The 26,435-nt window shown below is 64.5% G+C and carries 23 protein-coding genes; 22 read left to right on the plus strand and 1 reads right to left on the minus strand.

The genetic code is table 11. The features are described 5' to 3' along the window. Positions 1-44: 44 nt before the first annotated feature. The 11 genes from KIH76_RS11535 (at position 45) to mltG (ending at position 12,392) form a co-directional block, all read left to right on the plus strand. The gene (locus KIH76_RS11535; RefSeq protein ID WP_338023568.1) at positions 45-2,939 is read left to right on the plus strand and encodes an ATP-dependent helicase; all 2,895 of its coding nucleotides are present in this window, start codon (positions 45-47) and stop codon (positions 2,937-2,939) included. 124 nt (positions 2,940-3,063) lie between these two features. After that, complete coding sequence (locus tag KIH76_RS03875; RefSeq protein WP_214373480.1) at positions 3,064-3,468, plus strand: DUF4418 family protein; 405 nt, start codon at positions 3,064-3,066, stop codon at positions 3,466-3,468. Positions 3,469-3,470: 2 nt separating this feature from the next. Next, positions 3,471-4,682 carry an ABC transporter permease gene (locus KIH76_RS03880; protein ID WP_214373481.1) on the plus strand — a complete coding sequence of 404 codons (1,212 nt, stop codon included), beginning with the start codon at positions 3,471-3,473 and terminating at the stop codon, positions 4,680-4,682. Positions 4,683-4,684: 2 nt separating this feature from the next. Further along, on the plus strand, positions 4,685-5,473 hold the full coding sequence (locus KIH76_RS03885) for an ABC transporter ATP-binding protein (protein ID WP_214373482.1): 789 nt from the start codon (positions 4,685-4,687) through the stop codon (positions 5,471-5,473). A gap of 252 nt (positions 5,474-5,725) precedes the next feature. Further along, the gene (rpsD, locus tag KIH76_RS03890; RefSeq protein ID WP_214373483.1) at positions 5,726-6,352 is read left to right on the plus strand and encodes a 30S ribosomal protein S4; all 627 of its coding nucleotides are present in this window, start codon (positions 5,726-5,728) and stop codon (positions 6,350-6,352) included. A gap of 165 nt (positions 6,353-6,517) precedes the next feature. Further along, entirely contained in the window at positions 6,518-7,192 is a 675-nt protein-coding gene (locus KIH76_RS03895; RefSeq protein ID WP_214373484.1) for a histidine phosphatase family protein, read from the plus strand. Positions 7,193-7,286: 94 nt separating this feature from the next. Next, the gene (locus tag KIH76_RS03900; protein ID WP_214373485.1) at positions 7,287-7,670 is read left to right on the plus strand and encodes a DUF948 domain-containing protein; all 384 of its coding nucleotides are present in this window, start codon (positions 7,287-7,289) and stop codon (positions 7,668-7,670) included. Next, positions 7,670-7,909, plus strand: coding sequence for a hypothetical protein (locus KIH76_RS03905; protein WP_214373486.1), 240 nt, complete (start codon positions 7,670-7,672; stop codon positions 7,907-7,909). The genes KIH76_RS03900 and KIH76_RS03905 overlap by 1 nt, the downstream gene beginning before the upstream one ends. Positions 7,910-8,020: 111 nt before the next feature. Next, entirely contained in the window at positions 8,021-10,702 is a 2,682-nt protein-coding gene (alaS, locus tag KIH76_RS03910) for an alanine--tRNA ligase (RefSeq protein ID WP_214373487.1), read from the plus strand. A gap of 8 nt (positions 10,703-10,710) precedes the next feature. Beyond that, on the plus strand, positions 10,711-11,169 hold the full coding sequence (ruvX, locus tag KIH76_RS03915) for a Holliday junction resolvase RuvX (protein WP_214373488.1): 459 nt from the start codon (positions 10,711-10,713) through the stop codon (positions 11,167-11,169). Between the two features lie 35 nt (positions 11,170-11,204). Beyond that, positions 11,205-12,392: an endolytic transglycosylase MltG gene (gene mltG, locus KIH76_RS03920; RefSeq protein ID WP_214373489.1), complete on the plus strand. Its 1,188-nt coding sequence runs from the start codon at positions 11,205-11,207 to the stop codon at positions 12,390-12,392. Here mltG and KIH76_RS03925 read toward each other — a convergent pair. Next, a complete protein-coding gene (locus KIH76_RS03925; RefSeq protein WP_214373490.1) occupies positions 12,389-12,859 on the minus strand; it encodes a prepilin peptidase in 471 nt (156 codons plus the stop codon). The genes mltG and KIH76_RS03925 overlap by 4 nt on opposite strands. 50 nt (positions 12,860-12,909) lie before the next feature. Here KIH76_RS03925 and aroC point away from each other — a divergent pair, with 50 nt between their 5' ends. The 11 genes from aroC to KIH76_RS03980 all read left to right on the plus strand — a co-directional run bounded on the left by aroC (position 12,910) and on the right by KIH76_RS03980 (position 26,377). Further along, positions 12,910-14,106: a chorismate synthase gene (aroC, locus tag KIH76_RS03930; RefSeq protein ID WP_214373491.1), complete on the plus strand. Its 1,197-nt coding sequence runs from the start codon at positions 12,910-12,912 to the stop codon at positions 14,104-14,106. Beyond that, a complete protein-coding gene (locus tag KIH76_RS03935; protein ID WP_214373492.1) occupies positions 14,103-15,740 on the plus strand; it encodes a bifunctional shikimate kinase/3-dehydroquinate synthase in 1,638 nt (545 codons plus the stop codon). The genes aroC and KIH76_RS03935 overlap by 4 nt, the downstream gene beginning before the upstream one ends. 36 nt (positions 15,741-15,776) lie before the next feature. Next, on the plus strand, positions 15,777-16,223 hold the full coding sequence (gene aroQ, locus KIH76_RS03940) for a type II 3-dehydroquinate dehydratase (protein WP_214373493.1): 447 nt from the start codon (positions 15,777-15,779) through the stop codon (positions 16,221-16,223). Between the two features lie 147 nt (positions 16,224-16,370). Continuing rightward, positions 16,371-18,038, plus strand: coding sequence for a CTP synthase (locus KIH76_RS03945; protein ID WP_219069374.1), 1,668 nt, complete (start codon positions 16,371-16,373; stop codon positions 18,036-18,038). A gap of 144 nt (positions 18,039-18,182) precedes the next feature. After that, positions 18,183-19,793, plus strand: coding sequence for a L,D-transpeptidase (locus KIH76_RS03950; protein ID WP_219069376.1), 1,611 nt, complete (start codon positions 18,183-18,185; stop codon positions 19,791-19,793). Positions 19,794-20,031: 238 nt separating this feature from the next. Continuing rightward, positions 20,032-21,486: a Fe-S cluster assembly protein SufB gene (gene sufB, locus KIH76_RS03955; protein WP_051923850.1), complete on the plus strand. Its 1,455-nt coding sequence runs from the start codon at positions 20,032-20,034 to the stop codon at positions 21,484-21,486. Between the two features lie 5 nt (positions 21,487-21,491). Continuing rightward, the gene (sufD, locus tag KIH76_RS03960; RefSeq protein WP_219069378.1) at positions 21,492-22,721 is read left to right on the plus strand and encodes a Fe-S cluster assembly protein SufD; all 1,230 of its coding nucleotides are present in this window, start codon (positions 21,492-21,494) and stop codon (positions 22,719-22,721) included. Between the two features lie 36 nt (positions 22,722-22,757). Further along, positions 22,758-23,537: a Fe-S cluster assembly ATPase SufC gene (sufC, locus tag KIH76_RS03965; protein WP_152358532.1), complete on the plus strand. Its 780-nt coding sequence runs from the start codon at positions 22,758-22,760 to the stop codon at positions 23,535-23,537. A 343-nt stretch (positions 23,538-23,880) separates the two neighbouring features. Continuing rightward, positions 23,881-25,152, plus strand: coding sequence for a cysteine desulfurase (locus KIH76_RS03970; RefSeq protein WP_214373497.1), 1,272 nt, complete (start codon positions 23,881-23,883; stop codon positions 25,150-25,152). Between the two features lie 3 nt (positions 25,153-25,155). Beyond that, entirely contained in the window at positions 25,156-25,704 is a 549-nt protein-coding gene (gene sufU / locus KIH76_RS03975; RefSeq protein ID WP_214373498.1) for a Fe-S cluster assembly sulfur transfer protein SufU, read from the plus strand. A gap of 76 nt (positions 25,705-25,780) precedes the next feature. Further along, the gene (locus KIH76_RS03980) at positions 25,781-26,377 is read left to right on the plus strand and encodes a metal-sulfur cluster assembly factor (protein WP_214373499.1); all 597 of its coding nucleotides are present in this window, start codon (positions 25,781-25,783) and stop codon (positions 26,375-26,377) included. Positions 26,378-26,435 lie beyond the last annotated feature (58 nt).

Consider the following 26,435-nt stretch of genomic DNA (forward strand, 5'->3'; position numbering starts at 1 on the left):
CCGAAAACGGCGCAACGAACCGAACGAACGTGAAGGGGAGCAGCGTGCAGCAGGATCCGGATCTCATCGCACGAACCGCAGACGAACTCGTGGGCGATCTCAACCCTCAGCAGGCCGAAGCCGTCCAATACCGCGGGCCGGCGCTGCTCATCGGCGCTGGCGCCGGCTCGGGCAAGACGCGTGTGCTCACTCGGCGCATCGCCTACATCCTTAGCCAGTTCAACGCATGGCCGAGTCAGATTCTCGCCATCACGTTCACCAACAAGGCCGCGGCCGAAATGCGCGAACGCCTCGCCACGCTTATCGGTCCGGTCGCCGAACGCATGTGGGTGTCCACGTTCCATTCGGCCTGCGTGCGCATCCTGCGCCGCGATGGCAAAGCCATCGGACTCAACTCCGGATTCTCGATCTACGATACGGCTGATTGCGAGCGGCTTGTCAAGCTCATCGCCGCCGACCTCAACGTGGACGTCAAACGCTACACGCCGCGTGCGATCCTGAGCCGCATCTCGGACTACAAGAACAATCTCGAAAGCTGGCAGAGTCGGCTCAAGCAGCATGCGCCCGACTACAAACCCGGCCAGCGTGGATACCGGATTGGCAATCCCGGCGACGTCGAAGCGCTGTACGCGGTCATCTACGCCGAATACCAGCACCGTCTCGCCGCCGCGAACGCCGTCGACTTCGACGATCTGATCGGCCGCACCGTCGAACTGCTGCGCACCGACCCGGCCGTCGCCGACTACTACCGCCACAAGTTCCGGTACATCCTCGTCGACGAGTACCAGGACACGAATCACGCGCAGTACGTGCTGGTACGCGAGCTGGCCGGCGTCGATGCCGTGCAGCACTCCGGCATGGCGCAGGGAGCCGTTTCCTCCGTGGCATCCCCCGTAGCGGCTCCCGTCGCGCAGCCGATGCCGGTGATGTCTCCCGCACCGCAGGACGAATGGGACGACTGGGGCGGCTGGGGAGACGAAACCGCGTTGCCGATGATGCCAGCCGCCGCGCCGCCCGCACCCGTTCGTGCCATGCAGCAGCCCGTCCAGACCCCGCGCAACGCCGGCCGCGACGGCCAGGCATGGATCACCGTCGTCGGCGACTCCGACCAGTCGATCTACGCGTTCCGCGGCGCGGACATCCGCAACATCCAGGACTTCGAACAGGACTTCCCGAACGCGAAGACCATCATGCTCGAACAGAACTACCGGTCCACGCAGACCATCCTCGACGCGGCGAACGCGGTGATCGCCCGCAACGAGGGACGCAAGCCGAAGAAACTGTGGACCGCGCTCGGCAAAGGCGAGCCGATCGTCGGCTATGCGGCCGACAACGCGCAGCAGGAGGCCGGCTGGATCGCCAACGAGATCGCCCGGCTGCACGGCGAGGAAGGCATCCCATACTCGGACATGGCGATCATGTACCGCGCCAACGCGCAGTCGCGCTCGCTGGAAGAAGGCCTCATCAACGCCGGGCTGCCGTACCAGCTGGTCGGCGGTACGCGATTCTACGAACGTCGCGAGATCAAGGACGCGATCGCCTACCTGCAGGCCATCGTCAACCCGGCCGACAACGTGAACATGCGGCGCATCCTCAACGTGCCCAAACGCGGACTGGGTGCGCGGGCCGAAGCGGTGATGGCAGACTATGCCGACGCGCACGCGATCCCGTTCTATGGGGCGATCGAACGGCTCGACCAGATCGAAGGCGTGCCGACCCGCACCGCGAACCAGCTGCGCGCGTTCCGCGACCTCATGGACGGGCTGCGTACGTTCGCGGCCGACCCGGCCAACAAGCCGAGCATGATCGTGGCCGAAGTACTCGAGAAATCCGGACTGCTCGACGAACTCAAGAAATCCGAGGACCCGCAGGACGCCTCGCGCGTCGAGAACCTGTCGCAGCTGCAGTCCGTGGCGGCCGAATTTGAGCAGAACACGCCGGACGCGACACTGGCCGGGTTCCTTGAAACGACCGCGCTGGTGGCCGATTCCGACCAGCTGCCCGCCGAAGGCGAGGATTCCGGCAAGGTGACGCTCATGACGTTGCACACAGCCAAGGGCCTCGAATACCCAGTCGTGTTCCTGACCGGCATGGAACAGGGCACGTTCCCGCATTCTCGCGCGCTCGAGGACACCAGCGAGCTGGCCGAGGAGCGGCGGCTTGCATATGTGGGCATCACGCGCGCCAAGCGGCGGCTGTATGTGACGCGCGCCGCCGTGCGCGCCCAGTGGGGGCAGGCCAACGAGATGATGCCGAGCCAGTTCCTCGACGAGATTCCGGACGGGCTGATCGACTGGAAGCGGCGCGAGGCCGGCGTCGAGCGTATGCGCGGCGGCTGGCAGGGCGGCTTCGGCGACGACGACGAGTTCGGCGGCTGGGGCGACGATGACTTCGGTTCGGGCACCACATTCGGCGGTTCGTTGTACGGTTCCGGTTCCTCGTCATATGACAGGGGCTCGTCGTACGGGGCGCGCGGATACGGCTCGTCGGGGCGTTCGACCTACGGCGGGTCCTCGTATGGATCGTCGTCCTACGGTTCCGGCTCGTCGTACGGTTCGGGAACATCCGGCCGGTACGGTTCCGGCTCGACCGGCGGCTCGCGTTCGTCGTACGGTTCCGGCTCGTCGTCCCGATACGGTTCGCGCTATGGTTCATCGTCCGGCTCGGGTTCGTCGCGCGGCGGCAAGGTGACCACGCGTCGCGTCGCGCCGAAGAGCGCCGGTTCGTCGTCCGGCGTGCCCTCGTCGTCACTGAACAAGGACAATCAGCTCAACATCGCCGATTTCCATGTCGGCGACCGCATCACGCACGACCAGTACGGTCTGGGCAAGATCGTCGACACTCAGGACAAGGGCCGCAACTCGATCATCACCGTCGATTTCGGCTCCGCCGGCGTCAAGCGCCTGATGCTGCGTGTTGCTCCTATTGAAAAGCTCTAGCGAGATTTCGATAGGAGTCTTCGCGGCGGTGATGTAGCAGAAAAAGCGGATAAGTCAAGTCTTGTTTTTCCATTTCGTTACTGGAATAATCTGCACAGTTCGCAGACATCTACGAGAGGAAGACATGACCCGCAAACTGTTCGCCACCCTGCCCGCCATCGTGCTCGGCACGCTGATCGCCATCGCCCCGCAGACCTTCGCCTACGTATGCAAGGTGGAGGACGGCATGAAGATGGCCTGCCACTACACCGCGCAGGCCGCACTCGGCCTCGGCGTCGTCATCGCGCTGCTCGGCGTGATCGGCCTGTTCGTCGAACCCAAGGTGCGTGCCGGCCTCAACATCGCGGTCGCGCTTAACGCCGCGCTCGTCATCGCCGTGCCGACCGTGCTCATCGGCGTGTGCAAGGGCGCGATGATGCACTGCCATATGGTCACCCTGCCCACGCTCATCGTGCTCGGCGTGCTCATGATCATCTTCGCCGCCATCGCGGTGTGGTTGGACATCCGCGGCACCAAGACGGCGCGGTGATCATGCCCCGCATCACCCTCGGGCGACTGCCCTTCGAGAATCTCAAACGCAAGCCGTTCCGTACGGCCGCGCTCGTCATCGTCGTCACCATGCTCACCGTCGCGTTCTACGGCGGCGCGCTGCTCGCGACGAACCTGAGAACCGGCTTGGACAGTATGCAGGAACGCATGGGAGCCGACCTCATGGTTGTGCCGCAGAACACCGGGGCCAAAGCCGAGGCGCTGCTCACCAGCGGAAGCTCGAGCACGTTCTACTTCACCAACGACATCGCGGGTCTCGTCTCCAAGGCCGACGGCATCGGCCAGGCGACCGCACAGACGTACATCTCGTCGCTCGCCGCCGCCTGCTGCGACGAAAAGGTGCAGATCATCGGCTTCGACCCGGCCACCGACTTCGTCATCGAACCGTGGATCACCTCGCAGTACGACGGCACGCTCAAGAACGGCGAAGTCGTCGCCGGCGCGAACATCAACGTGTCCGAAAACGGCACGATCAGACTGTACAACCACGATTTCCCCGTCGCCGCGCAACTCGCGTCCACCGGCACCAGCCTCGACAATTCGGTGTTCGTCAACGAGACCACCATCCCCGACGTCGTCTCGTACTCCGCCAAGGTTGGTCACGCCGCCATCCCTCAGGAATACGCCGACACGGCCGTCTCCGCGGTGCTCATCAAAACCGCGGACGGCTACGACGCGCACGCCGTGGCCGACAACATCGCCAAGGCCAGCGGCATCAGCACCCTCGGCTACGTGTATCCGGGCGGCGTAACGGCCACCACGCGCGCCAACCTCGACGCGCTCGTCGGCTATGCGGGCCTGTTCCTCGCCGTGTTCTGGACGATGGGACTGATCGTACTGCTCGCGGTGTTCGCCTCCGCGATGAACGAACGCAAACGCGAGTTCGCCGCCTACCGCATCATGGGAGCCACGCGCGGCATGCTCGTCGGCCTGATCGTCAGGGAATCCGCGACGATCGGCCTCATCGGCGGTGTGGCAGGCATCGCCGCCGCGACGCTGGCAATTCTGCCGTTCAACACGTTGATCGGCAAACAGCTGCAACTGCCCTATTTGCAGACCGGAGTCGTGACCGTGTTCGTATTGATCGCGGCGGGACTGCTGTTCGCCGTGGCGACCGGCCTGATCGCGTCGATCGTGACCGCCGTGAAACTGTCCGCGCCGGAAACGTATCTGACGCTGCGTGAGGGGGAGTGAACATGGCGGTACTGGACATCCATGATCTGACCCGCACCTTCACACGACGCGGCAGCGCGTTCGCGGCCGTCGACCATGTCAACCTGAGCGTCGACCGAGGTGAGTTCGTCGCGATCGTCGGCCGGTCCGGCAACGGCAAAAGCACGCTGCTCAACCTCGTCACCGGACTGCTCAAGCCGACTTCGGGCACGGTGAGCGTCGACGGCCGCATGGTCGGCTCGCTGAACGACCGTGACATGGCGCGGCTGCGCAACCGCACGATCGGATTCGTCACCCAGTCGGCCACGCTGCTGGCGAACCTGACGGTGCTGGACAACGTGATCCTGCCGGCCGTGATGATGGGGGAGCCGGCGGCCGATGACGGCGCCGGAGATGCGCGATCCGGCGATGACATGCCGCAGGACGCGCCAGAACCCGATCCGGACATGCCTGATGTGATCGCGCCGGCCGGACACGAGACGCAGACCGAGGATGCGGTCACGCGACGCGCCCGCACGCTGCTCGACGCGTTGCAGGTGTCCGATCTGGCCGACTGTTATCCGAAGGAGCTTTCCGGCGGCGAGATGCGTCGCGTGTCGATCGCCCGTGCACTGATGAACCGACCGACACTGCTCATCGCCGACGAGCCGACCGGCGACCTGGATGCGGAGAGCACGGCCATCGTCATGACACTACTGCGTGAAACCGCCGATGCGGGTACCGCCGTGCTCATGGTCACGCACGATCCGGACGCGCTCGGCTATGTCGACCGCACCTACCGGATGGATCGCGGCGTGCTCACGGAGGCATAGCCGAGTGGCCGGCGGCACGGGTCGACATGGTCTGTCCGCACCTCCTGTGTATAGTCGACATTTGGTGTGTGCCGTCAGGCCATACCGTCTGGGAGCCTTAGCCCGTCAGCGGGTCGGCGACCGGGAACCGCAAGATTCCCTGTCGTTCGCGCGTCGCGCGAGACAAGCGCTGGAGAGGCCGGCTCAGCGGGGGCGTCACCCGATGCCCGCGTTCCGTTCAGACAACGACAGAACAACCAAAGGAATAAACCAATGACGAACGTTCAGCGTTCCCGCCGTCAGGTGCGCCTGTCCCGCGCCCTCGGCATCGCACTGACCCCGAAGGCTCAGCGCATCTTCGAAAAGCGCCCGTACGCTCCGGGTGAGCACGGCCGCACCCGCCGTCGCACCGAGTCCGATTACGCGGTGCGTCTGCGCGAGAAGCAGCGTCTGCGCGCCCAGTACGGCGTGTCCGAGAAGCAGCTGCGCCGCGCTTACGACGAGGCCACCCGCACCGCCGGCCAGACCGGCAACGCCATGCTGACCGATCTCGAGACCCGTCTCGACAACCTGGTTCTGCGTGCCGGCATCGCCCGCACCACCGCCCAGGCCCGTCAGTTCGTGGTGCACCGTCACATCCTCGTCGACGGCAACATCGTGGATCGCCCGTCCTACCGCGTCAAGCCCGGCCAGACCATCCAGGTGAAGGCCAAGAGCCAGACCATGGTTCCGTTCCAGATCGCCGCCGAAGGCGTGCACCGTGACGTGCTGCCCGCGGTTCCCGGCTACCTCGACGTGAACCTCGCCTCCCTGAAGGCGACCCTGACCCGCAAGCCCGAAGCCGAGGAGATCCCGGTTCAGGTCAACATCCAGTACGTCGTCGAGTTCTACGCTCGCTGATCTGGATCCTCTTCACCCTGTAAGAATTTACAGCTTAAGGACATACATACGCACGAACGCCCCGTGGCATACGCCCCGGGGCGTTCGTGTATCCGGCCAAGAGTCGTGTGAGGGCCCGCGACCCGGCATCCGCGGCACGACCACATGCGGTGCCATAATCGAACCATGATTCTGCATCTGCATCTGGTCCGCCACGGGCAGACCACGTTCAACCGCTACAACCGACTGCAGGGCTGGTGCAACGCGCCGCTCACCGAATCCGGACTCGCCGACGCCGACAAGGCCGGGCACAAGCTTGAACACTACGATTTCGCCGCCGCATACTGTTCCGATACGTCGCGCGCGCAGATCACCGCCGCCCGCATCCTCGACATCAACGAGGCCGCCGGGCACGCGCGCCCCGAACTCGTCTCGGACATACACTTCCGCGAACAGTGCTACGGCTACTTCGAAGGCCAGGACATGTCGCTCGCCTGGACGGCCGCCGGCGGTCCCCACGGTGCGAAGAACTACAACGACATCGTCGCCAAGTTCGGCCTCGCCGCCACGCGCGACTTCCTCAAGGAAGCCGACCCGTTCCACGATGCGGAATCCGACGCCGAATACTGGAGCCGCGTCGAGGGCGCGTTCGCACTGATCGCTGCCAACCCCAGTCTCAAGGACGGCGACGACGTCCTGCAGATCTCCCACGGCAACACGCTGCTCAGCCTCGCCCACCGCTTCGGCAGCGACGATCTCGACTTGAGCGAGCGGCCCGCCAACGGGTCGGTCACCGACGTCGACTTCGATACGACGAAGCCGTTCGATCAGGCACTCACGATCGTGCGATACAACCAGTGAGCATTCCGCGGCGCTTGCGTGCGTCGCGCCCGTTGGCTAGGCTTGTGCGGGTATTGTGTGCACGGCCATGCCGTGATGCAGGAAAGAGGTTCAGATGGGTGTAGGAGAAATCGCCGGACTGATCGCCGCGATCGCGTTCGCCGTGCTTGCGGGATTCATGATCTACCCGCTGATCCGCCTCGGCAAACTGTTCGATCAGATCTCCGAGACGGTCAGGGAGTCGGGCGAGCATGCGATTCCCGCGCTTGACGAGGGCGTGACCACCGTCAAGCAGGTGAACAAGTCCCTCGAGGACGTCAACCGCATCTCCGCCGCCGCATCCACCACGGCCAACAACGTCGGCGCGCTGACCGACCTGTACGGCTCGTTCCTCGGCAAGCCCATCATCAAGATCGTCTCCGCCACCTACGCGCTCAAGTCCACGGCGCGCTCCTTCCTCGCGAAGCAGTCGGCCGGCAAGACGACCAAGGGGGAGTGATGTTCAAACGACTCTTCTGGATCGGACTCGGTTTCGCGGCCGGAGTGATCGCGGTATCGAAGGCGAACGCCTATGTAAAGGCGAACACGCCCGACGTGATGCGCCAGTTCGTGCTCGGCCCCGATCAGGACCACGTGACCATGCGCACGCTCGAAGGACTGGTCAACGAATTCAACGCGACCCGCCGAGCCCGCGAGGCTGAACTGACCAAGACCTATACGGAGCGCGCGGACCGGTAGCCGTAGGCGTTCCGCAGTCTTCCATCCAGCACAGCCCTATCGGACGGCAACGCAAACATCCGGGCGGCTCGCATCGAGGTCCCGTCCAAAAACAAGGAGTTCAAACCACCAATGCGCACTTCAGAAATCGCGAAGCGCTATCTTGACTATTTCGGCAAGCACGACCATCTCATCGTGCCCTCGGCATCCCTGATCTCGCCGAACCCGACGACGCTGTTCACCATCGCCGGCATGGTGCCGTTCATCCCGTACCTCATGGGCGAGCAGACCCCGCCGAAGCACCGTATGGCCTCCAACCAGAAGTGCGTGCGCACGCTCGACATCGACGAGGTCGGCAAGACCACCCGTCACGGCACCTTCTTCCAGATGCTCGGCAACTTCTCCTTCGGCGACTACTTCAAGGAGGAGGCCATCCACTACGCGTGGGAGCTGCTGACCACCCCGCGCGAACAGGGCGGCTACGGCTTCGACCCGGAGAAGCTGTGGATGACCACGTTCACCGACGACGAGGAAGCCCGCTCGATGTGGAAGAACGAGGGCGTCGACCCCGAGCACATCCAGATCATGGGCATGGAAGACAACTTCTGGACCACCGGCGGCCCCGGCCCCGGTGGCCCGTGCTCCGAGATCTACGTCGACCGTGGCCCCGAATACGGCGTCGAGGGCGGCCCGATCGCCGACGAGAACCGCTATATCGAGATCTGGGATCTCGTGTTCGAGAACTACGAGGTCGACAACGTCAAGTCCAAGACCGACCTGCACATCGTCGGCGAGCTCGAGAACAAGAACATCGATACCGGTGCCGGCCTTGAGCGCCTCGCTTACCTGATGCAGGGCAAGCAGAACATCTACGAGACCGATGAGGTCTTCCCGGTCATCGAGGCCGCCGAACGCCTGTCGGGTCGCAAGTATGGCGAGGACGAGAAGGCCGACGTGAAGTTCCGCGTCGTGGCCGACCACGTGCGTTCCGCCCTGATGATCATGTCCGACGGCGTGCGTCCGTCCAACGTCGGTCGCGGCTATGTGCTGCGCCGTCTGCTGCGCCGCACCATCCAGGCCATGCGCGTGCTCGGCGTGACTGATCCGGTCATCCCCGAGCTGCTGCCCGTGTCCAAGGACGCGATGGTCGCCAGCTACCCGGAGCTCAACGACACGTTCCACGACGTGTCCGAAGCCGCCTACGGCGAGGAGGACGCGTTCCGCCGCACGCTCGACAACGGCATCCAGATTCTCGACGTGGCCGTCAAGAAGGCCAAGGAATCCGGCGTCGACGCCACCGTCTCCGGCGCCGACGCGTTCACGCTGCACGACACCTACGGCTTCCCGATCGAGCTGACCCTCGAAATGGCCGCCGACCAGGGCGTCAAGGTCGACGAGGCCAAGTTCCGCGAGCTCATGGCTGAACAGAAGTCCCGCGCCCGCGCCGACGCGCTCAAGAAGCGCCACAACGTGGACCTGTCCGTCTACGACGACTTCAAGAAGACGCTCGTCAAGCCGATCGACTTCCTCGGCTACACCGAATACTCCGCCCGCGGCACCGTGCTCGGCATCATGCAGGAAGGCAAGGGTTCCGTGCCGGTCGTCATGGCCCCGGCGAACGTCGAGGTCATCCTCGACCGCACCCCGTTCTATGCGGAGGCCGGCGGCCAGCTCGCCGACCAGGGCGAGATCCTGACCGACGACGGCGCCGTGCTCGAAGTGGACGACGTGCAGAAGCCGATCAAGGGCCTGACCGTCCACCAGTGCCGCCTGACCGAAGGCACGCTGCGCGTCGGCGCGCCGGTCAGCGCCAGCATCGACCTCGATCGCCGCGGCGCCATCGCCCGCTCGCACACCGCCACGCACATGGTGCACAAGGCGCTGCGCGAGGAGCTCGGCCCGCAGGCCACCCAGCGTGGTTCCGAGGACGCCCCGAACCGTCTGCGCTTCGACTTCCAGTGGTCCAAGGCCCCGTCGAAGTCCGTGATGAATGCCGTCGAGGCCCGCGTCAACGAGAAGTTGCGCGACAACCTCGCCGTCACCACGCGCGAGATGAAGTTTGACGACGCGATCGCGCTCGGCGCGATGCACCTGTTCGGCGAGAAGTACGGTGACATCGTGCGCGTCGTCTCCATCGGCGAGGACGGTTGGAGCCGTGAGCTGTGCGGCGGCACCCACGTCGACCACGTCGGCAAGATCGGCATGGTCAACATCATGTCCGAAGCGTCCATCGGCTCCGGCGTGCGTCGTGTCGACGCGCTCGTGGGCGCTGGAGCGTACGACTTCAACGCTCGCGAGCACGCGCTCGTCTCCCAGCTGAGCGACAAGCTCAACGCCCGTCCCGACGAGCTGGCCGAACGCGTGAACACGCTGCTCGCCAAGCTCAAGGAATCCGATCGCCGTCTCGCGGCCATGTACGAAAGCCAGCTGGCCGCGGCCATGCCGGCGCTCGTCGCCGAAACCCGCGCCTCCGCGGCCCCGATCAAGGTCGCTGCAAAGAACGTCGGCCACTTCGGCTCGTTCGATGCACTGCGCAAGACCGTGCTCGACGTGCGTGCCCAGCTCGGCGACGAGGCCCCGGTCGTGGTGGCCCTCGCCGGCGTGTCCGAAGACGACAAGCCGATGGTCGCCGTGGCCACCAACGAAGCCGCCCGCAAGGCCGGCATCAAGGCCGGTGACCTCGTGCGCGGCGCATCCAAGATCCTCGGCGGCGGTGGCGGCGGCAAGCCGGACTTCGCCCAGGGCGGCGGCGCCGACGCCTCGAAGATCGACGAGGCAGTCGCCGCGCTGAAGAACGAGGCACAGAAGGGCTGAACCGCCTAGTGGTATGGCTCGGTGTTGATCTGGGTGACGCCCGGGTCGGACTTGCATTGTCCGACCCGGAGCTCACCCTCGCGCACCCCGCGGGCAACGTGCGGGTGTATGGAGACTCTTTTCAGGCCCTTGACGAGGTCATCGACGTCATCGAAGACGAATCGGTGGAACACGTCGTGGTAGGGCTGCCGCTGATGCTGGACGGCACGGAAGGCAAAAGCGCGAAAAAGGCCCGACGGTGGGCGGCGAATCTCGCCACCCGCATCCAACGGCTGATTGACGACGGGGAATGTGACATCGAGTCGGTTCCCGAGATAGACCTGCTCGACGAGCGGCTGACCACGGTCAGCGCGCACCGGCAGCTGCAGCAGGCGCAATTGAAAACGAAGAAGCATCGGCCGTTCGTGGACCAGCAGTCGGCCGTGGTGATATTGCAGACGGCGCTGGACAGACGCGCCCAAGCATAGCGAAGACGGTACGGAACACAGGCGGGAGCAGTCCAATGGCTGAGGATTTCGAGAATTTCTTCTCCGATAACACCCAGTGGGTCGACGACAAAGGGGCGTCCATGAGCGCCGCGGCTCCGCCGAAGCCGCCGAAGTCGCGTAAGGAGATGCGCCGTCGCCGCGCGCAGCGTCAGCAGAAGATGGTTGTCGCGGTGATCGCCGCGATCGTCGTCGTGGTCTTGGCGATCAGCGGCTTCGCATTGTGCTATGGCAAGCTCAAGACTTGGAGCGCCACGCGCGATACGACCACGATCATCGAAGACTACAGCGGTCCGGGCACCGGGTCGGTTGCGTTCACGGTCGAACAGGGACAAGGACCCGCCGAGATCGGTGAGAACCTGCTCAGCCAGGACATCGTCAAATCGTCCGCCGCGTTCACTTCCGCAGTGGCGTCGGCCAATGCCACGCTGTATCCGGGAACCTACCAACTCAAGCATCAGATGAAGGCGTCCGACGTAGTGGCCGTGCTGTCCGACCAAAGCAAGGCGGGTGGATTCCTCGAGGTCAAGCCGGGCGAGCGCGTGAGCACCGTGCTGGCCAACGTGGCCGCGATCGACGGGGTCGACGCCGACGATTTCACGTCGGTGCTCACCGGAGACGGTTCCGGCATCCTGCCCGCCGAAGCCGAAGGCAGTTTCGAAGGATGGCTGGAGCCTGGCACCTATACCGTGACGAACCGCAGCGCGTCCGAAGTTGTCAAGGACATGGTCGACGCGCGCATCGCCAAGCTGGATTCGCTCGGTGTCGCGGCAGCCGACCGGCATCGCGTGCTGACGATCGCCTCGATCGCCGAGGCGGAGGTCAACAAGGACGAATACTACGGTAAGGTCACGCGGGTGATCGAGAACCGGCTCGAGCAGGACATGACGCTCGGCATGGATTCGACGGTCGCCTACGGCAACGACGTCGAACCCTCGATGATCACGCAGGACATGCTCGACGACGCCAGCAACCCATACAATACGCGGCAGAACAAAGGACTGCCGCCCACGCCGATCAGCAATCCGGCGGACAAGGCCATCCAGGCCGCGCTGAATCCGGAAGAAGGCGACTGGCTGTACTTCGTCACCGTCAACCTCAAAACCGGCGAAACGAAGTTCACGACAGGCTCGCTGGACGAGCAGAGCAGCCAGTTCGAGCAGTACGTGAACGAGTACAAGACCAATAACGAGAACGCGAACTAGATCAGCGACGCCGCACACGCCGCGAGAAGACCCGCGATCACGATCACCGGAGCGAACGGCACCTTGCCGGCATACGGCGTATCGGATTGCGGGTCGAATCGTATCCATATCGTCATCCATGCCAGTCCGACCAGTCCCATCGCCAGCCACCAGATGACCATCGCGGTCAGCCCGAGCAGTCCCACGCCCAGGCCGACCGCCAGCGTGCAGGTCACGTCGCCGAATCCCAGCGCGCCCGGCTTCGCCAATGCGAGCAAACATTGCAGCACGGCCGCGACAGCCGCGAACAGCAGCGCCTGCACGGCGACGAACAGACTGTTGATCGCCAAAGCATAGACAACGTTTGCCGCCAATTGCGTCAGAACGCCGACCGCGATCCACGCACGCGGCACGCGGCGGTGGCGCACGTCTTCGACACTGACCGCCAGTCCACAGATCAGACTCGGCAACAACGCAAGGTAAGGCATACCGCTACAATAGCCCGCAGTTGACGACGACAAGCAAAAAGGAGAACGGCATGTTGCGCTGGCAGACGGCGGGCGAATCACACGGCGAGGCGCTGGTCGCCATGATCGAAGGACTACCGGCTGGCGTGGAGGTGACCAGCGGCGACGTCGTGGACGCGCTGGCACGCCGCCGCCTCGGATACGGACGTGGCGCGCGCATGAAGTTCGAACAGGACAAGGTGCGTCTGCTCACCGGCGTGCGCCACGGGCTCACGCTCGGCTCGCCGGTCGCGATCGAGATCGCGAACACCGAATGGCCCAAGTGGACCGAGGTGATGAGCTCCGACCCGCTCGATCATGACATTCCGCGCGAAGGTCGCAACGCGCCGCTGAGCCGTCCGCGCCCGGGCCACGCCGATTTGACCGGCATGCGCAAGTACGGATTCGACGACGCGCGTCCGGTGCTCGAGCGTTCCAGCGCCCGCGAGACCGCCTCGCGCGTTGCGCTTGGCGCGGTGGCCGCGAAGTTCCTTGAACAGACGGTCGGCATCCGCACCGTCGCCCATGTGCTGTCCATTGGCGGGGCCGGCGTGGACGAGACGGCCGGCGACCGCGTGCTGCCGACGCCGGACGACGTCGCCGCATTGGACGCGTCGCCCGTGCGCACGCTCGACAAGGATGCCGAGGCCCGCATGATCGCGCGCATCGACGAGATCAAGGCGAACGCCGACACCGTCGGCGGAGTGATCGAGGTGATCGCCTACGGCGTGCCGGCCGGACTCGGCACGTACGTCGAATCCGACCGCCGACTGGACGCGGCGCTGGCCGGTGCGGTCATGGGCATTCAGGCCATCAAGGGTGTGGAGATCGGCGATGGCTTTCTCGAAGCCGTGCGTGCCGGCTCCCAGGCGCACGACGAGATGGTGCCGGGCGAAGACGGCCATATCACGAGGCTCACGAACCGTGCGGGCGGTATCGAAGGCGGTATGTCGAACGGCGAACCGATCCGCGTGCGCGCCGCGATGAAGCCGATCCCGTCCATTCCGCGGGCCCTGCGCACCGTCGACGTCGCATCCGGCGACGCGGCCGCCGCCATCAACCAGCGTTCCGATTCGACCGCCGTGCCGGCCGCGTCCGTCGTGGCCGAAGCGATGGTGCGACTCACGCTGGCGAAGTTCGTGCTTGAGAAGTTCGGTGGCGACAGCGTCGAAGAGATCCGCCGCAACGCGGCCGGCTACCTCGCCTCCTGGCCGGAGCACATGCGATGAGCGATTCCGGTACGCGACATCCCGTCGCCGTCATCATCGGCATGATGGGCGCAGGCAAGACCCGTGTCGGCCGAGAGGTCTCGCAGATGCTCGGTCTGCCGTTCCGCGACGCCGATCTCGAGATCGAACGCGAAGTCGGCATGTCGATCCCCGACTATTTCGCGCAATACGGCGAACCGGCATTCCGAGAGGTCGAAAGCGACTTGATACGCCGCACGCTGACCAATTTTGACGGTCTGTTCGCGCTCGGCGGCGGCGCCCCGATGACCCCGGCCACGCAGGACGCGCTGGCCGGCTACATCGCCGATGGCGGCCGTGTGATCTATCTGCAGGCCGATCCGAAGGAAGCGATGGAACGGGCCAACCGCGGCGGCGGGCGTCCCATGCTCAACGGCGGCGACGCCAACGAACGCTGGATGCGGCTGTATCAGCAGCGCGACCCGGTGTTCACCCGCATCGCCAACATCCACGTACGCACCCACGGATCCACGCCGCAGATGGCAGCGAGAAAGGTGATGAACATGATCGAGGAACGCGTCGTCCACGTCGATGTCGTCGCCGCGGACGACTACAACGTGCGCATCGGCGAAGGGGCGCTCAACCATCTCGCCGGCGTGCTCGGCGACAAGCCGGCACGCATCGCGCTCATCCACACGCAGCCCGTGCAGCGGCACTCCGATCGCGCCCGCGCCCTGCTGCGCCAGGCCGGCTACGAGGTCTCTGACATCGTCATCCCCGACGCCGAGGCCGGCAAGACCATCACCGTGGCGAACGGCATCTGGGAACGTCTCGGCAACGAGGGCTTCACCCGATCCGACGCCGTGGTCGGCGTGGGCGGAGGAGCGGCCACCGATCTGGCCGGCTTCGTCGCCGCCACATGGATGCGCGGCATCCGTTATGTGAACTGCCCGACCTCGCTGCTTGCCATGGTCGATGCGTCCACCGGCGGCAAGACCGGCATCAACACGAAGGTCGGCAAGAACCTCGTCGGCTCGTTCTACACGCCGGCCGGCGTGCTCGCCGATACGACCACGCTCGCCTCCCTGCCGAACGACATCTTCATCGAAGGCCTCGGCGAGGTCGCCAAATCCGGATTCATCTCGGATCCGGAGATCCTGCGCATCCTCGAGGACCACGCGGACGAACTGCGCGCGTTCGACGGCGCGACGCTCATCGGCTCGCCGCTTGAGGACGTGGTCGCCGAACTCATCGAACGCACCGTGAAGGTCAAGGCGCGGCACGTCTCCGCCGACCTCAAGGAGGCGGGCCTGCGCGAGTTCCTCAACTACGGGCACACGCTCGGCCACGCGATCGAGAAGCTTGAGCACTTCCGCTGGCGGCACGGCAACGCGGTCGCCGTCGGTATGGTGTACGCGGCCGAACTGGCCTCGCTGCTCGGCTACATCGACCGTGATCTGGTCGATTACCATCGTTCGTTGCTCGCCTCGCTCGGTCTGCCGACCTCATGGAACGGCGGTTCGTTCGAGGACGTGCTCGCGCTCATGCATCGCGACAAGAAGGCACGCGGCAACAAGCTGCGCTTCGTCGTGCTCGACGGTATCGGACACCCCGTGCATCTCGACGACCCGCCGGCGGACGCGGTCGAAGAGGCGTTCCGCCGCATTCAGCACTAAGCCAAGCCGCCAGCACATCAGCAAAAAGGAGCCATCATGACCACAGTCATCGTCGTCAACGGACCGAACCTCGGCCGTCTCGGTGTCCGTCAGCCCGACGTCTACGGGCGTCAGGATCTTGAGGAGCTGCGCCGCCTGTGCACCGCATGGGGCGCCGAACTCGGTCTCGACGTCGAAGTACGACAGACCGACGACGAGTCCGAAATGGTGCACTGGATGCACCAGGCCGCCGACGAGAAGACGCCAGTCGTCATGAACCCGGCCGCGTTCACACACTACTCGTATGCGCTCTCCGACGCGGCGCACATGGTCGGCGACGCCGGCTTGCCGCTCATGGAGGTGCACATCTCCAACCCGTCCGCCCGCGACGAATTCCGCAAGCGCTCCGTCATCAGCCCGGTGGCCACCGGCACCATCACCGGGCTCGGTTTCTACGGCTACAAGCTCGCCCTCGAAGCCATCGCGCACCTCGTCAACGAGTAGGCGGACCGCGGCCACGCGCACCAGCGTGTCCTGCATGATTCCATTACCGGGCCCGTCCAGGCATGATCCCACGCGAACCGTGGATGCTTGGGCGGGCCTGTTTGCGGTAACACGCCGGGTCATATGTGGATGATAGAGTGAAATTCCATGGTTAGAAGACAACATGGTAATTCCCAAGAACACGTCACCAAGCATATCTTCGTCACCGGCGGCGTGGTTTCCTCCCTCGGCAAGGGCCTGACCGCATCTTCACTTGGCCGCCTGCTGCGCAGTCGCGGCATCCACGTTCTCCAGCAGAAGCTCGATCCGTACATCAACGTGGACCCGGGCACGATGAACCCGTTCCAGCACGGCGAGGTCTACGTGACCGAGGACGGCGCCGAAACCGATCTCGACATCGGCCACTACGAGCGCTTCCTCGACGTCTTCCTGAGCCAGAAGGCCAACGTCACCACCGGCCAGATCTACCAGGAGGTGCTGCGCAAGGAGCGTGCCGGCGAATACCTCGGCCAGTGCGTGCAGGTCATCCCGCACATCACCAACGAGATCAAGTCCCGCATGCGCGCCCAGGCGTCCGACGACGTCGACGTGATCATCACCGAGATCGGCGGCACCGTCGGCGACATCGAATCCCAGCCGTTCCTCGAGGCCGCCCGCGAGGTGCGCCGCGACCTCGGCGCGGAGAACTGCATGTTCGTGCACGTCTCCCTCGTGCCGTACATCTCCGCCGCCCACGAGCTCAAGACCAAGCCGACCCAGCACTCCGTCATGATGCTGCGTCAGCTCGGCATCACCCCGGACGCGCTCGTGCTGCGTTCCGACCGCCCGCTCAACAAGTCCATCAAGGACAAGATCTCCCTGATGTGCGACGTGGACGAGGAGGGCGTGGTCAACTGCGTGGACGCGCCGAGCATCTACGACGTGCCGAAGATCCTGTTCAACGAGGGTCTCGACGCGTACGTCGTGCGCGAGCTCGGTCTGCCGTTCCACGACGTCGACTGGGACGAGTGGGCTGACCTGCTCGAACGCGTGCACCACCCGAAGCACGAGGTCAACATCGCGATCGTCGGCAAGTACATCGACCTGCCGGACGCGTACCTGTCCGTCACCGAGGCCATCAAGGCCGGCGGCTTCGCCAACTGGGCCAAGGTCAACGTCAAGTGGGTCGCGGCCGACAAGTGCGAGACCGAGGAGGGCGCGGCCGCCGCGCTCGACCAGGTCGACGGCATCGTGATCCCCGGCGGCTTCGGCATCCGCGGCATCGACGGCAAGATCGGCGCGCTCAAGTACGCGCGTGAGAACAAGCTGCCGGCGCTCGGCCTGTGCCTCGGCCTGCAGTCGATGGTCATCGAATACGCGCGCCACGTGCTCGGCATCGAGGACGCGAACTCCACCGAATTCGAGCCGGAGTGCGCGAACCCGGTCATCGCCACGATGGAGGAGCAGAAGGACATCGTCGCCGGCCACGGCGACATGGGCCACACCATGCGCCTCGGCTCCTACCCGGCCGTCCTCGAGGAAGGTTCGCTCGTGGCTGAACTGTACGGCACCACGCATGTGACCGAGCGTCACCGTCACCGCTACGAGGTCAACGTGGCGTACAAGGACCGTCTGCGCGAGGCCGGCCTGTGCATCTCCGGCCAGAGCCCGGACGGCGAACTTACCGAGTTCGTCGAGTTGCCGCAGGACGTGCACCCGTTCTACGTGGCCACTCAGGCGCACCCGGAGTTCAAGTCCCGCCCGACCAAGCCGCATCCGCTGTTCGCGGGCATGGTCAAGGCCGCGCTCGACCATCAGGAGGCCGGTCGCCACTGATGTGATGCGCCGTACTGTGAAATGATTCACAGCCTGTGACGATCATGGCCATGAGCTCGTATGAGTTCATGGCCATGATGCATAATGAGGGGCAGTGCACGATATGCCGGTACCATCCGGCAACTGAAGGAAACGAACCGCGATATGAACGAGAACAATATGAGCAAGGCCGGTGCCTCTGCTGACGGCGAGTCCACCGCCGTCTTCGCTCCGCTTGATCTGAGCGCTTTCGCCGCGTCCGCACCGTCGGACGAGGCCCGGTCCTCGATCCGCCCTCGCAAGCGCCATGTGATATGGCCGTGGATCGTACTGGCCGTCCTCGCGGTTCTCGGAGCCGTTGCGGGAGGCGGCATCTGGTTCTTCCAATCCCATGCGCTCCCCGGGGTCACCCTGTGGGGCACGCCGGTCACCGGTCGTTCGTACGAGCAGATCGTCTCCCAGATCGACGATGCCGTGAACGGCACGGCCGTCAACGCCTCCTACAACGGCACCACCGCGAAGGTCACGCTCAAGGATCTCGGCCTGAGCGTCGACTCCGACGCGATCGCGACGCAGGTCATGGACGCCAAGCGCGACGATGCATGGTGGCAGCGCTACGCCTTCTGGAACACCGCGGACGTCAGCACGGAGCCGGCCAATGCGGATGCCGCGGTGCCGGATACGCTGAACGCCAAGCTGTCCATCGAGGAAGTCAAGCCGGTCGATGCCGCAGTGCAACTCAACGCCGACGCCAGTGGATTCGACGTCGTCCCCGGCCAGCAGGGCCAAGGTGCCGACCCGGTTCCCGTGGCGCAGGCGGCGGTGAAGGCCGTTGAGACGCTCGGCGGCGCATCGACCCAGACCGTCGAGGTGAAGCTCGACGCGACCTCGCCGGCGGTGAGCGACGATATCGCCAACCAAGCGAAAGCAACCCTCGACAATCTGGTGCAAAACCCCGTCTCGATCACCATCGACGACCATCAGATCGCCACGATCGATGCCGCGGCACTGGCTGCATCGACGCGCATCGACGCCAATGAGAACGGCAAGCTCGCCGACAGCGAGACGCGCAGCGGATACGTCGTCTTCGACGCGAACAAACTGCAGCAGTACTACGACGACTCCATCAAGACGACACTGCAAACAAACCGCGAGGATCGAGACGTCATCGTCAACAACAACGGCGACGAGATCGACGTGCTCAAGGAAGGCCATGACGGCGTGACCATCGCCGCCGACGGCGACACGAACGTCGGCCACGACGCGGTCGCGGCCCTCGCCAACGGCGGCGGATCCGTCACCGTCGAAGGCACCGTCGACCCGATGCAGACCAAGAAAACCAAGCGCCACGTCATCGTCGACCTGTCCGACAACAAGGTATACGCCTACGAGAACGACAAGCTCATCCGAATGATGAACATGTCCGCCGGCCAGGGCAACGACCGCAAGACCGGCGAATGCACGGGCGGCGACCTGTGCACGCCGACCGGCGACTTCACCATCTGGCTCAAGTACGAGTCGCAGGACATGAGCGGCAACCTCACCCTGTCCGACGGTTCCAAGGAATCATGGGACGTCAAGGGCGTCGGCTACGTCAATTACTTCTCGCACTCCGGCTGCGCGATCCACCGCATCGCCACGCAGACCGCCATGAACGACTCGCAGGTCGCCGCGCTCGGCAACACCTCCCACGGCTGCGTCGGCATCGGCTGGGACCAGGCCGAATGGTTCTACGGCTGGGCCGTCATGGGCACCTCCGTGCACGTTCAGGTCTGACCTTTCCCGGTGAGCCGATACGAACCCCGCCCCAGGGCGGGGTTCGTCCGTTTCGGGCCGTGCCGCGCCGGCGGCGTGCTGTTACGCTCATCACGTTTGCGCTGAGCCAATATTCGACGCGGACGCTTAAGTCGGACCCCGGTATCTGTTAGGTTTACGTAGGAACGTTGTGAAGTCGATTGGAGGGAAGCGTACGGTGAGCGAAAACCAAGCGCCAAACGCCGCGGCTGACGTGGAGATGAGCCAGTATGTGGCCGATCGTGCCCGCGTCAACGAGGAGAAAATCAAACAGGATGACGAGATCATCCAGCAGTTCGGCGACTACAGCTACGGCTGGCATGATTCCGATGCGGCCGGCGAGGCCGCGAAGCGAGGCATTGACGAGAACGTCGTACGAGCCATCAGTGCTGACAAGGGTGAGCCGCAATGGATGCTCGACATGCGTCTGCGTGGCTTCAAGGCATTCCTTGACAAGCCGATGCCTGACTGGGGCGTCGACCTGTCCGGCTTCAACGCCGACGACTTCAAGTACTACGTCAAGCCGATCGACAAGCAGGCCAAGACGTGGGAAGAACTGCCGGACGACATCCGCTCCACGTACGACCGTCTCGGCATTCCGGAGGCCGAGAAGAAGCGTCTCGTCTCCGGCGTCGCCGCGCAGTACGAATCCGAGGTCATCTACAACTCCATTCAGGAGGACCTCAAGAAGCAGGGCGTGATCTTCGTCGACACCGACACCGCCGTGCGCGAATACCCTGATCTCGTGCGCAAGTACTTCGGCACCGTCGTCTCCCCGGAAGACAACAAGTTCGGCGCGCTCAACACCGCCGCATGGTCCGGCGGCTCGTTCGTCTACGTCCCCAAGGGCGTGCACGTCGACATCCCGCTGCAGGCCTATTTCCGCATCAACACGCCGGCCATGGGACAGTTCGAACGCACGCTCATCATCGCCGACGAGGGCTCCTACGTGCACTACGTCGAAGGCTGCACCGCCCCGATCTGGTCCGAGGATTCGCTGCACGCCGCCATCGTCGAGATCATCGTCGAGAAGCATGCCCGCGTGCGCTACACCACCGTGCAGAACTGGTCGAACAACGTGTACAATCTCGTCACCCAGCGTGCCTACGTGCGCGAGGGCGGCACGATGGAATGGGTCGACGGCAACATCGGATCCAAGGCCACTATGAAGTACCCGGCCTGCATCCTCGCCGAACCGTACGCCACCGCGTCCACGATGTCGCTCGGCTTCGCCGGCAAGGGCCAGTACCAGGATACCGGCGCGAAGATGATCCACCTTGCCCCGCACACCAAGTCCACGATCGTTGCCAAGTCGATCTCGCGCGGCGGCGGACGTTCCGCCTACCGCGGCCTCGTCAAGATCGTCGACGGCGCGTATGGTTCCTCGAACTCGACCGTCTGCGACGCGCTGCTCGTCGACGACTTCAGCCGTTCCGACACATACCCGCATGTGGACGTGCGCGAGGATGACGTGACGATGGCGCATGAGGCGACCGTCTCCAAGGTCTCCGAAGACCAGCTGTTCTACCTGATGAGCCGCGGCCTCGAGGAGAAGGAAGCCATGGGCATGATCGTGCGCGGCTTCGTGGAGCCGATCAGCCGCGAGCTGCCGATGGAATACGCGCTCGAACTGAACCGTTTGGTCGAACTGCAGATGGAAGGATCGGTGGGCTGATTCCCATGGCATCGAACACAACTGAACTCAACATTCCCGTCGCTGACCCGAACGACCCGTACGCGATCCCGGCGGCCATGCCGTCGAGCGCCGACAAGGAACCGCGCTCGTTCGACGTGGCCGACTTCCCGCAGCCGACCCGCAAGCAGGAGGACTGGCGCTACACACCGCTCGAACGCATCGAGGAATTCTTCGACGTGTTCAAGCCGAGCGGCGAGACCACGCTGGTCATCTCCAACGTCGACGGCACGCCTGTCGACCCGGATCATGTGACCGTCAGCCAGACCAAGCTCGGCGAAGGCGGCTCCGGCACCGTATCCAAGCCGAACGACCGCGCGTCCGTCGTCGAATGGAACTCCGGTCACACCGCCACCGTCGTCGAGCTGAAGGGCGAGCTCGCCCAGCCCGTGCTCATTCGCGTGATCGGCGGCGGCGAGGATCTCGACGCGCTGCATCTGGTCATCGCCGCGGCCGATGGCACGCACGGCGACGTCGTCGTCGAGCACAACGGCACCGCGCGCCTCGCCGAAGGCATCGAAATCACCACCGGCAAGGACTCCCACGTCTCCGCCACGTTCATCCAGGAATGGGACAAGGGCTCCAAGCACGTCGGCAACCACCGCATCCACGTCGGCGAAAACGCCTCGCTGCGCCACTCCGTCGTCACACTCGGCGGCGACGTCGTGCGCATCCGCATGGACCAGGACTTCGGCGGGCCGCAAGGCGACCTCAACATGCTCGGCATCTACTTCGTCGACCCGGGCGAGCACATCGAACACCGCACGATGGTGGTGCACAACCATCCCGAATGCAAGTCCCGCGTGGTCTACAAGGGCGCGCTCGACGGCAAGGACGCGCACTCCACGTGGGTCGGCAACGCCCTGATCGCGCCCACCGCGCCCGGCACCGACTCCTACGAGCTCAACCGCAACCTCGTGCTCACCCCCGGAGCGATCGCCGACTCCGAGCCGAACCTCGAAATCGAAAACGGCAACATCATCGGCGCCGGCCACGCCAGCTCCATCGGCCGCTTCGACGACGAGGAACTGTTCTACCTGCAGTCGCGCGGCATCCCCGAAACCGAGGCCCGCAAGCTCGTCGTGCGCGGCTTCTTCGGCGAACTCGTCGAGGAGATCGGCGTGCCCTCCGTCGCCCAGCATCTCATGGACGTGATCGACCGCCGCCTCGCCCGCGGCGAGGACGCGGCCATGCAGGCAGTGCTCGAAGACAAGTAACCCAAGACTTTCATTCGTCAATCACAGGAGAATCCAATGTCCACTCTGGAAATCAAGGACCTGTACGCCTCCGTCGAAACCAAGGAAGGCCGCAAGCAGATCCTCAAGGGCGTGAACCTGACCGTCAACTCCGGCGAGACGCACGCCATCATGGGCCCCAACGGCTCCGGCAAGTCCACACTCGCCTACACGCTGGCCGGCCACCCCAAGTACGAGGTCGATTCGGGTGAGGTGCTGCTCGACGGCGTCGACATCTTGAAGCAGACCCCGGACGAGCGTGCCAAGGAAGGCCTGTTCCTCGCCATGCAGTATCCGGTCGAAGTGCCGGGCGTGTCGATGACCAACTTCCTGCGCACCGCCAAGACCGAGGTCGACGGCAAGGCGCCGGCCATCCGCACCTGGACCAAAGAACTGTCCGAAGCCATGAAGCGTCTGCGCATGGATCCGAAGTTCGCCACGCGCTCCGTCAACGAAGGCTTCTCCGGCGGCGAGAAGAAGCGCGCCGAAGTGCTCCAGCTCGAACTGCTCAAGCCCAAGTTCGCGATCCTCGACGAAACCGACTCCGGTCTTGACGTCGACGCGCTGCGCATCGTGTCCGAAGGCGTGAACCGCGCCAAGGAGGCCAACAACTTCGGCATCCTCATGGTCACGCACTACACTCGCATCCTCAAGTACATCAAGCCGGACATCGTGCACGTCTTCGCCGACGGCCACTTCGTCAAGACCGGCGGCCCGGAGCTGGCCGACGAACTCGAAGAGCACGGCTACGACGCGTACCTGCCCGAGGGCGCCGACTCCGAATCCGCGCTGGCGTAAGTCGCTTTCGTTCAGCTAGTTCGCTCAGTTCCAGCGTTGCCGTGTGGAGCGGGGATATGCATATCGTGACACGCTCCGGGCCGCTCGGCCGAGTCTTACGGTCTCGATACGCATATCCCCGCCCCACACTCTCTTGCACTCAGCTGTTACGTTCTGACAACTTGAGTTTGTATTACGTAAGTTGATCAACGACGGAGCGGTAGGGTGGGGGATGTTCTGTTCGCGACCGTAAGACTTGGGCGAGCGCCCCGGAGCGTGTCGAGAATAGAACATCCCAGCCTACCGCGGCCACTGCTGGAACTACAGTGAAGGGCTGTGCCGGACGTATAAATAAGGGGAATATATGGTTGATTTTGCAGCGATTCGGGGGCAGTTCCCGATTTTGGATCAGGAGGTGCATGGGCATCCGCTCGTGTATCTCGATTCGGCGGCGACCTCGCAGAAACCGCAGTGCGTGATCGACGCGGAGGCTGACTTTTACCGTACGATCAACGCCGGTGTGCATCGTGGTGCGCACGAGCTGGCGGCCCGTTCGACCGTCGCGTTTGAGGAGGCGCGTGCCAAGGTCGCGCGTCTGGTCGGCGCGAACGCCGAGGAAGGACAGGAGGAGGTCGTCGTCACCGGTGGCGCGACAGCCGGCCTGAACCTGCTGGCAACGGCATTCGGCAACGCAAGCCTCGGGCGCGGGGGAGCGGCCGCCAAGCGGTTCGCCTTGAAGCCCGGTGACGAGATCGTCGTGTCCAAGGCCGAGCACCATTCGGTGCTGCTGCCGTTCCAGGAACTGGCCTACCGCACTGGCGCGACGCTCAAATGGTTCGACCTGACCGAAGACGGCCGCATCCGCTCCGATATGGCCGACGAGGTCATCACCGAGCGCACCAAGGTCGTGGCGATCACGCACGTGGGCAACACCACCGGCGCGATCACCGACATAGCTCCCATCGTGCGCCGTGCCCATGAGGTCGGTGCCGTGTTCATTCTTGACGCATGCCAGTCGGTGCCGCATCTCAAGGTCGATTTCCATGCGATGGACGTCGACTTCGCCGCGTGGAGCGCGCACAAGATGTACGGTCCGACCGGCGTCGGCTTTCTGTACGGCAAGCGCGAGCTGCTCGAGGCGCTGCCGCCGGCGAACTTCGGCGGGTCGATGGTCGAACTCGCGTGGATGGACAAGCCCGCGCAGTACATGGAACCGCCGGCACGCTTCGAGGCCGGTACGCAGCCGGTCGCGCAGGTCGTGGCCGCCGGTGTGGCCGCCGAATGGATGATGACCATCGGGTTGGAGAACATCGAGGCGCATGAGAAGACCATCGCCGCGGAACTCCTGAAGCTCGGAGACATCGACGGCGTGCGCATCTTGGGACCGCGCGAGAACGTGGATCGCATCGGCACTGTCGCGTTCGACGTGGCCGGCGTGCACCCGCACGATGTCGGCCAGTTCATCGACGCGCAGGGCATCGCCATCCGCGTCGGCCACCACTGCGCCCAGCCGGTGCACCGTCACTTCGGCCTGTACGCGTCCAACCGTGCGTCGAGCGGCGTGTACAACAGCGTCGACGACGCGGCTGCGCTGGTCGAGGCAGTGGCGAAAGTCCGTCCGTTCTTTAAGGTGTGATACATGAACGATTTTGGTATGAGCGGCGATGATCTCGAACAGATGTATCAGGAGGTCATCCTTGAAGCCGCGCGTGATCCGCACGGCAAGGAATCCTTCGCGCCCGATCTCGCGTCGGAAGACAGCGCGTCGGCCGGCGACAGCACGATCCGAGCCAGCCATGAATACTGCACGCCGGGAGAATCCCACCAGTTCAACCCGACCTGCGGCGACGAGGCGACCGTGCACGTCGAAGTCTCCGACGCCGAACCGCATCGCATCGAACGTCTCGTATGGGACGGCCATGGTTGCTCCATCTCGCAGGCGAGCCTGTCGGTGATGGTCGATCTGTGCGCGGGCAAGACCGTGGACGAAGCGATGGACCTGTTCCGCGACTTCCACGAGCTGATGGAATCGCGCGGTGCCGGACTGAACGACGACGCCAAGGAGGAGAAGCTCGAGGACGCGGTCGTGTTCCAAGGCGTGTCCAAATATCCGATGCGCATCAAATGCGCCCTGCTCGGCTGGGAAGGCATGCGCGATTCGGTGGCCAAGGCGCTGGCAGCGAAATGATGGTTCCGGCTCTCCTCGGGAGAGGGGAGCCGGAGTATATTGAATACCAACTGTTTCCCACAATGTCTGGAGTGATATGAGCGACAATCTGGTGCCGGAACCCGAGCCGTCGGTGTTCGATGCGGTGAACAAGGTGCTGGGCGACGAGGAGGCCGCTCGTCGCGTGATGGCCAATCCGAATCTGGCTGCGGGCTTCCCGAACGGACGTCCCGCGCCGGCCAGCTCGGCAGCGAACGGCGACGTCGAAATGTGCGCGTGCGGTCGTCATCCGAAAAGCGAATGCGGCCATGAGGGTGAGCACAGCAGCGAGGATGACATTCCGCTCAAGGCCGTGGACGACATCGGCCGCGCCACCGCTGAGGATGTCAAGGAGGCCCTGCATCAGGTCATCGACCCGGAGCTTGGTATCGACGTGATCGACCTCGGCTTGGTCTACGGTATCGAAATCGACGAACTCGGCCGCGCGATCATCACGATGACACTCACCACCCCTGCCTGCCCGCTCACCGATCTCATCGAGGACGAGTGCGCGAGCACGTTGGCCGGTCTGGTTGAGGAATTCCGCATCGACTGGACGTGGCAGCCGCGTTGGACGATGGACAAGATCACCCCGGAAGGCCGTGATCAGTTGGCCGCGCTCGGATTCAACTTCGACAATCTGCCGAAGTACTAACCGACCAAAATCATCGGTATTCGGTGGCATGACAGGCATACGCTTGTTGCGCCACCGT

Source organism: Bifidobacterium simiiventris (assembly GCF_019331715.1).
Lineage (GTDB): Bacteria > Actinomycetota > Actinomycetes > Actinomycetales > Bifidobacteriaceae > Bifidobacterium > Bifidobacterium simiiventris.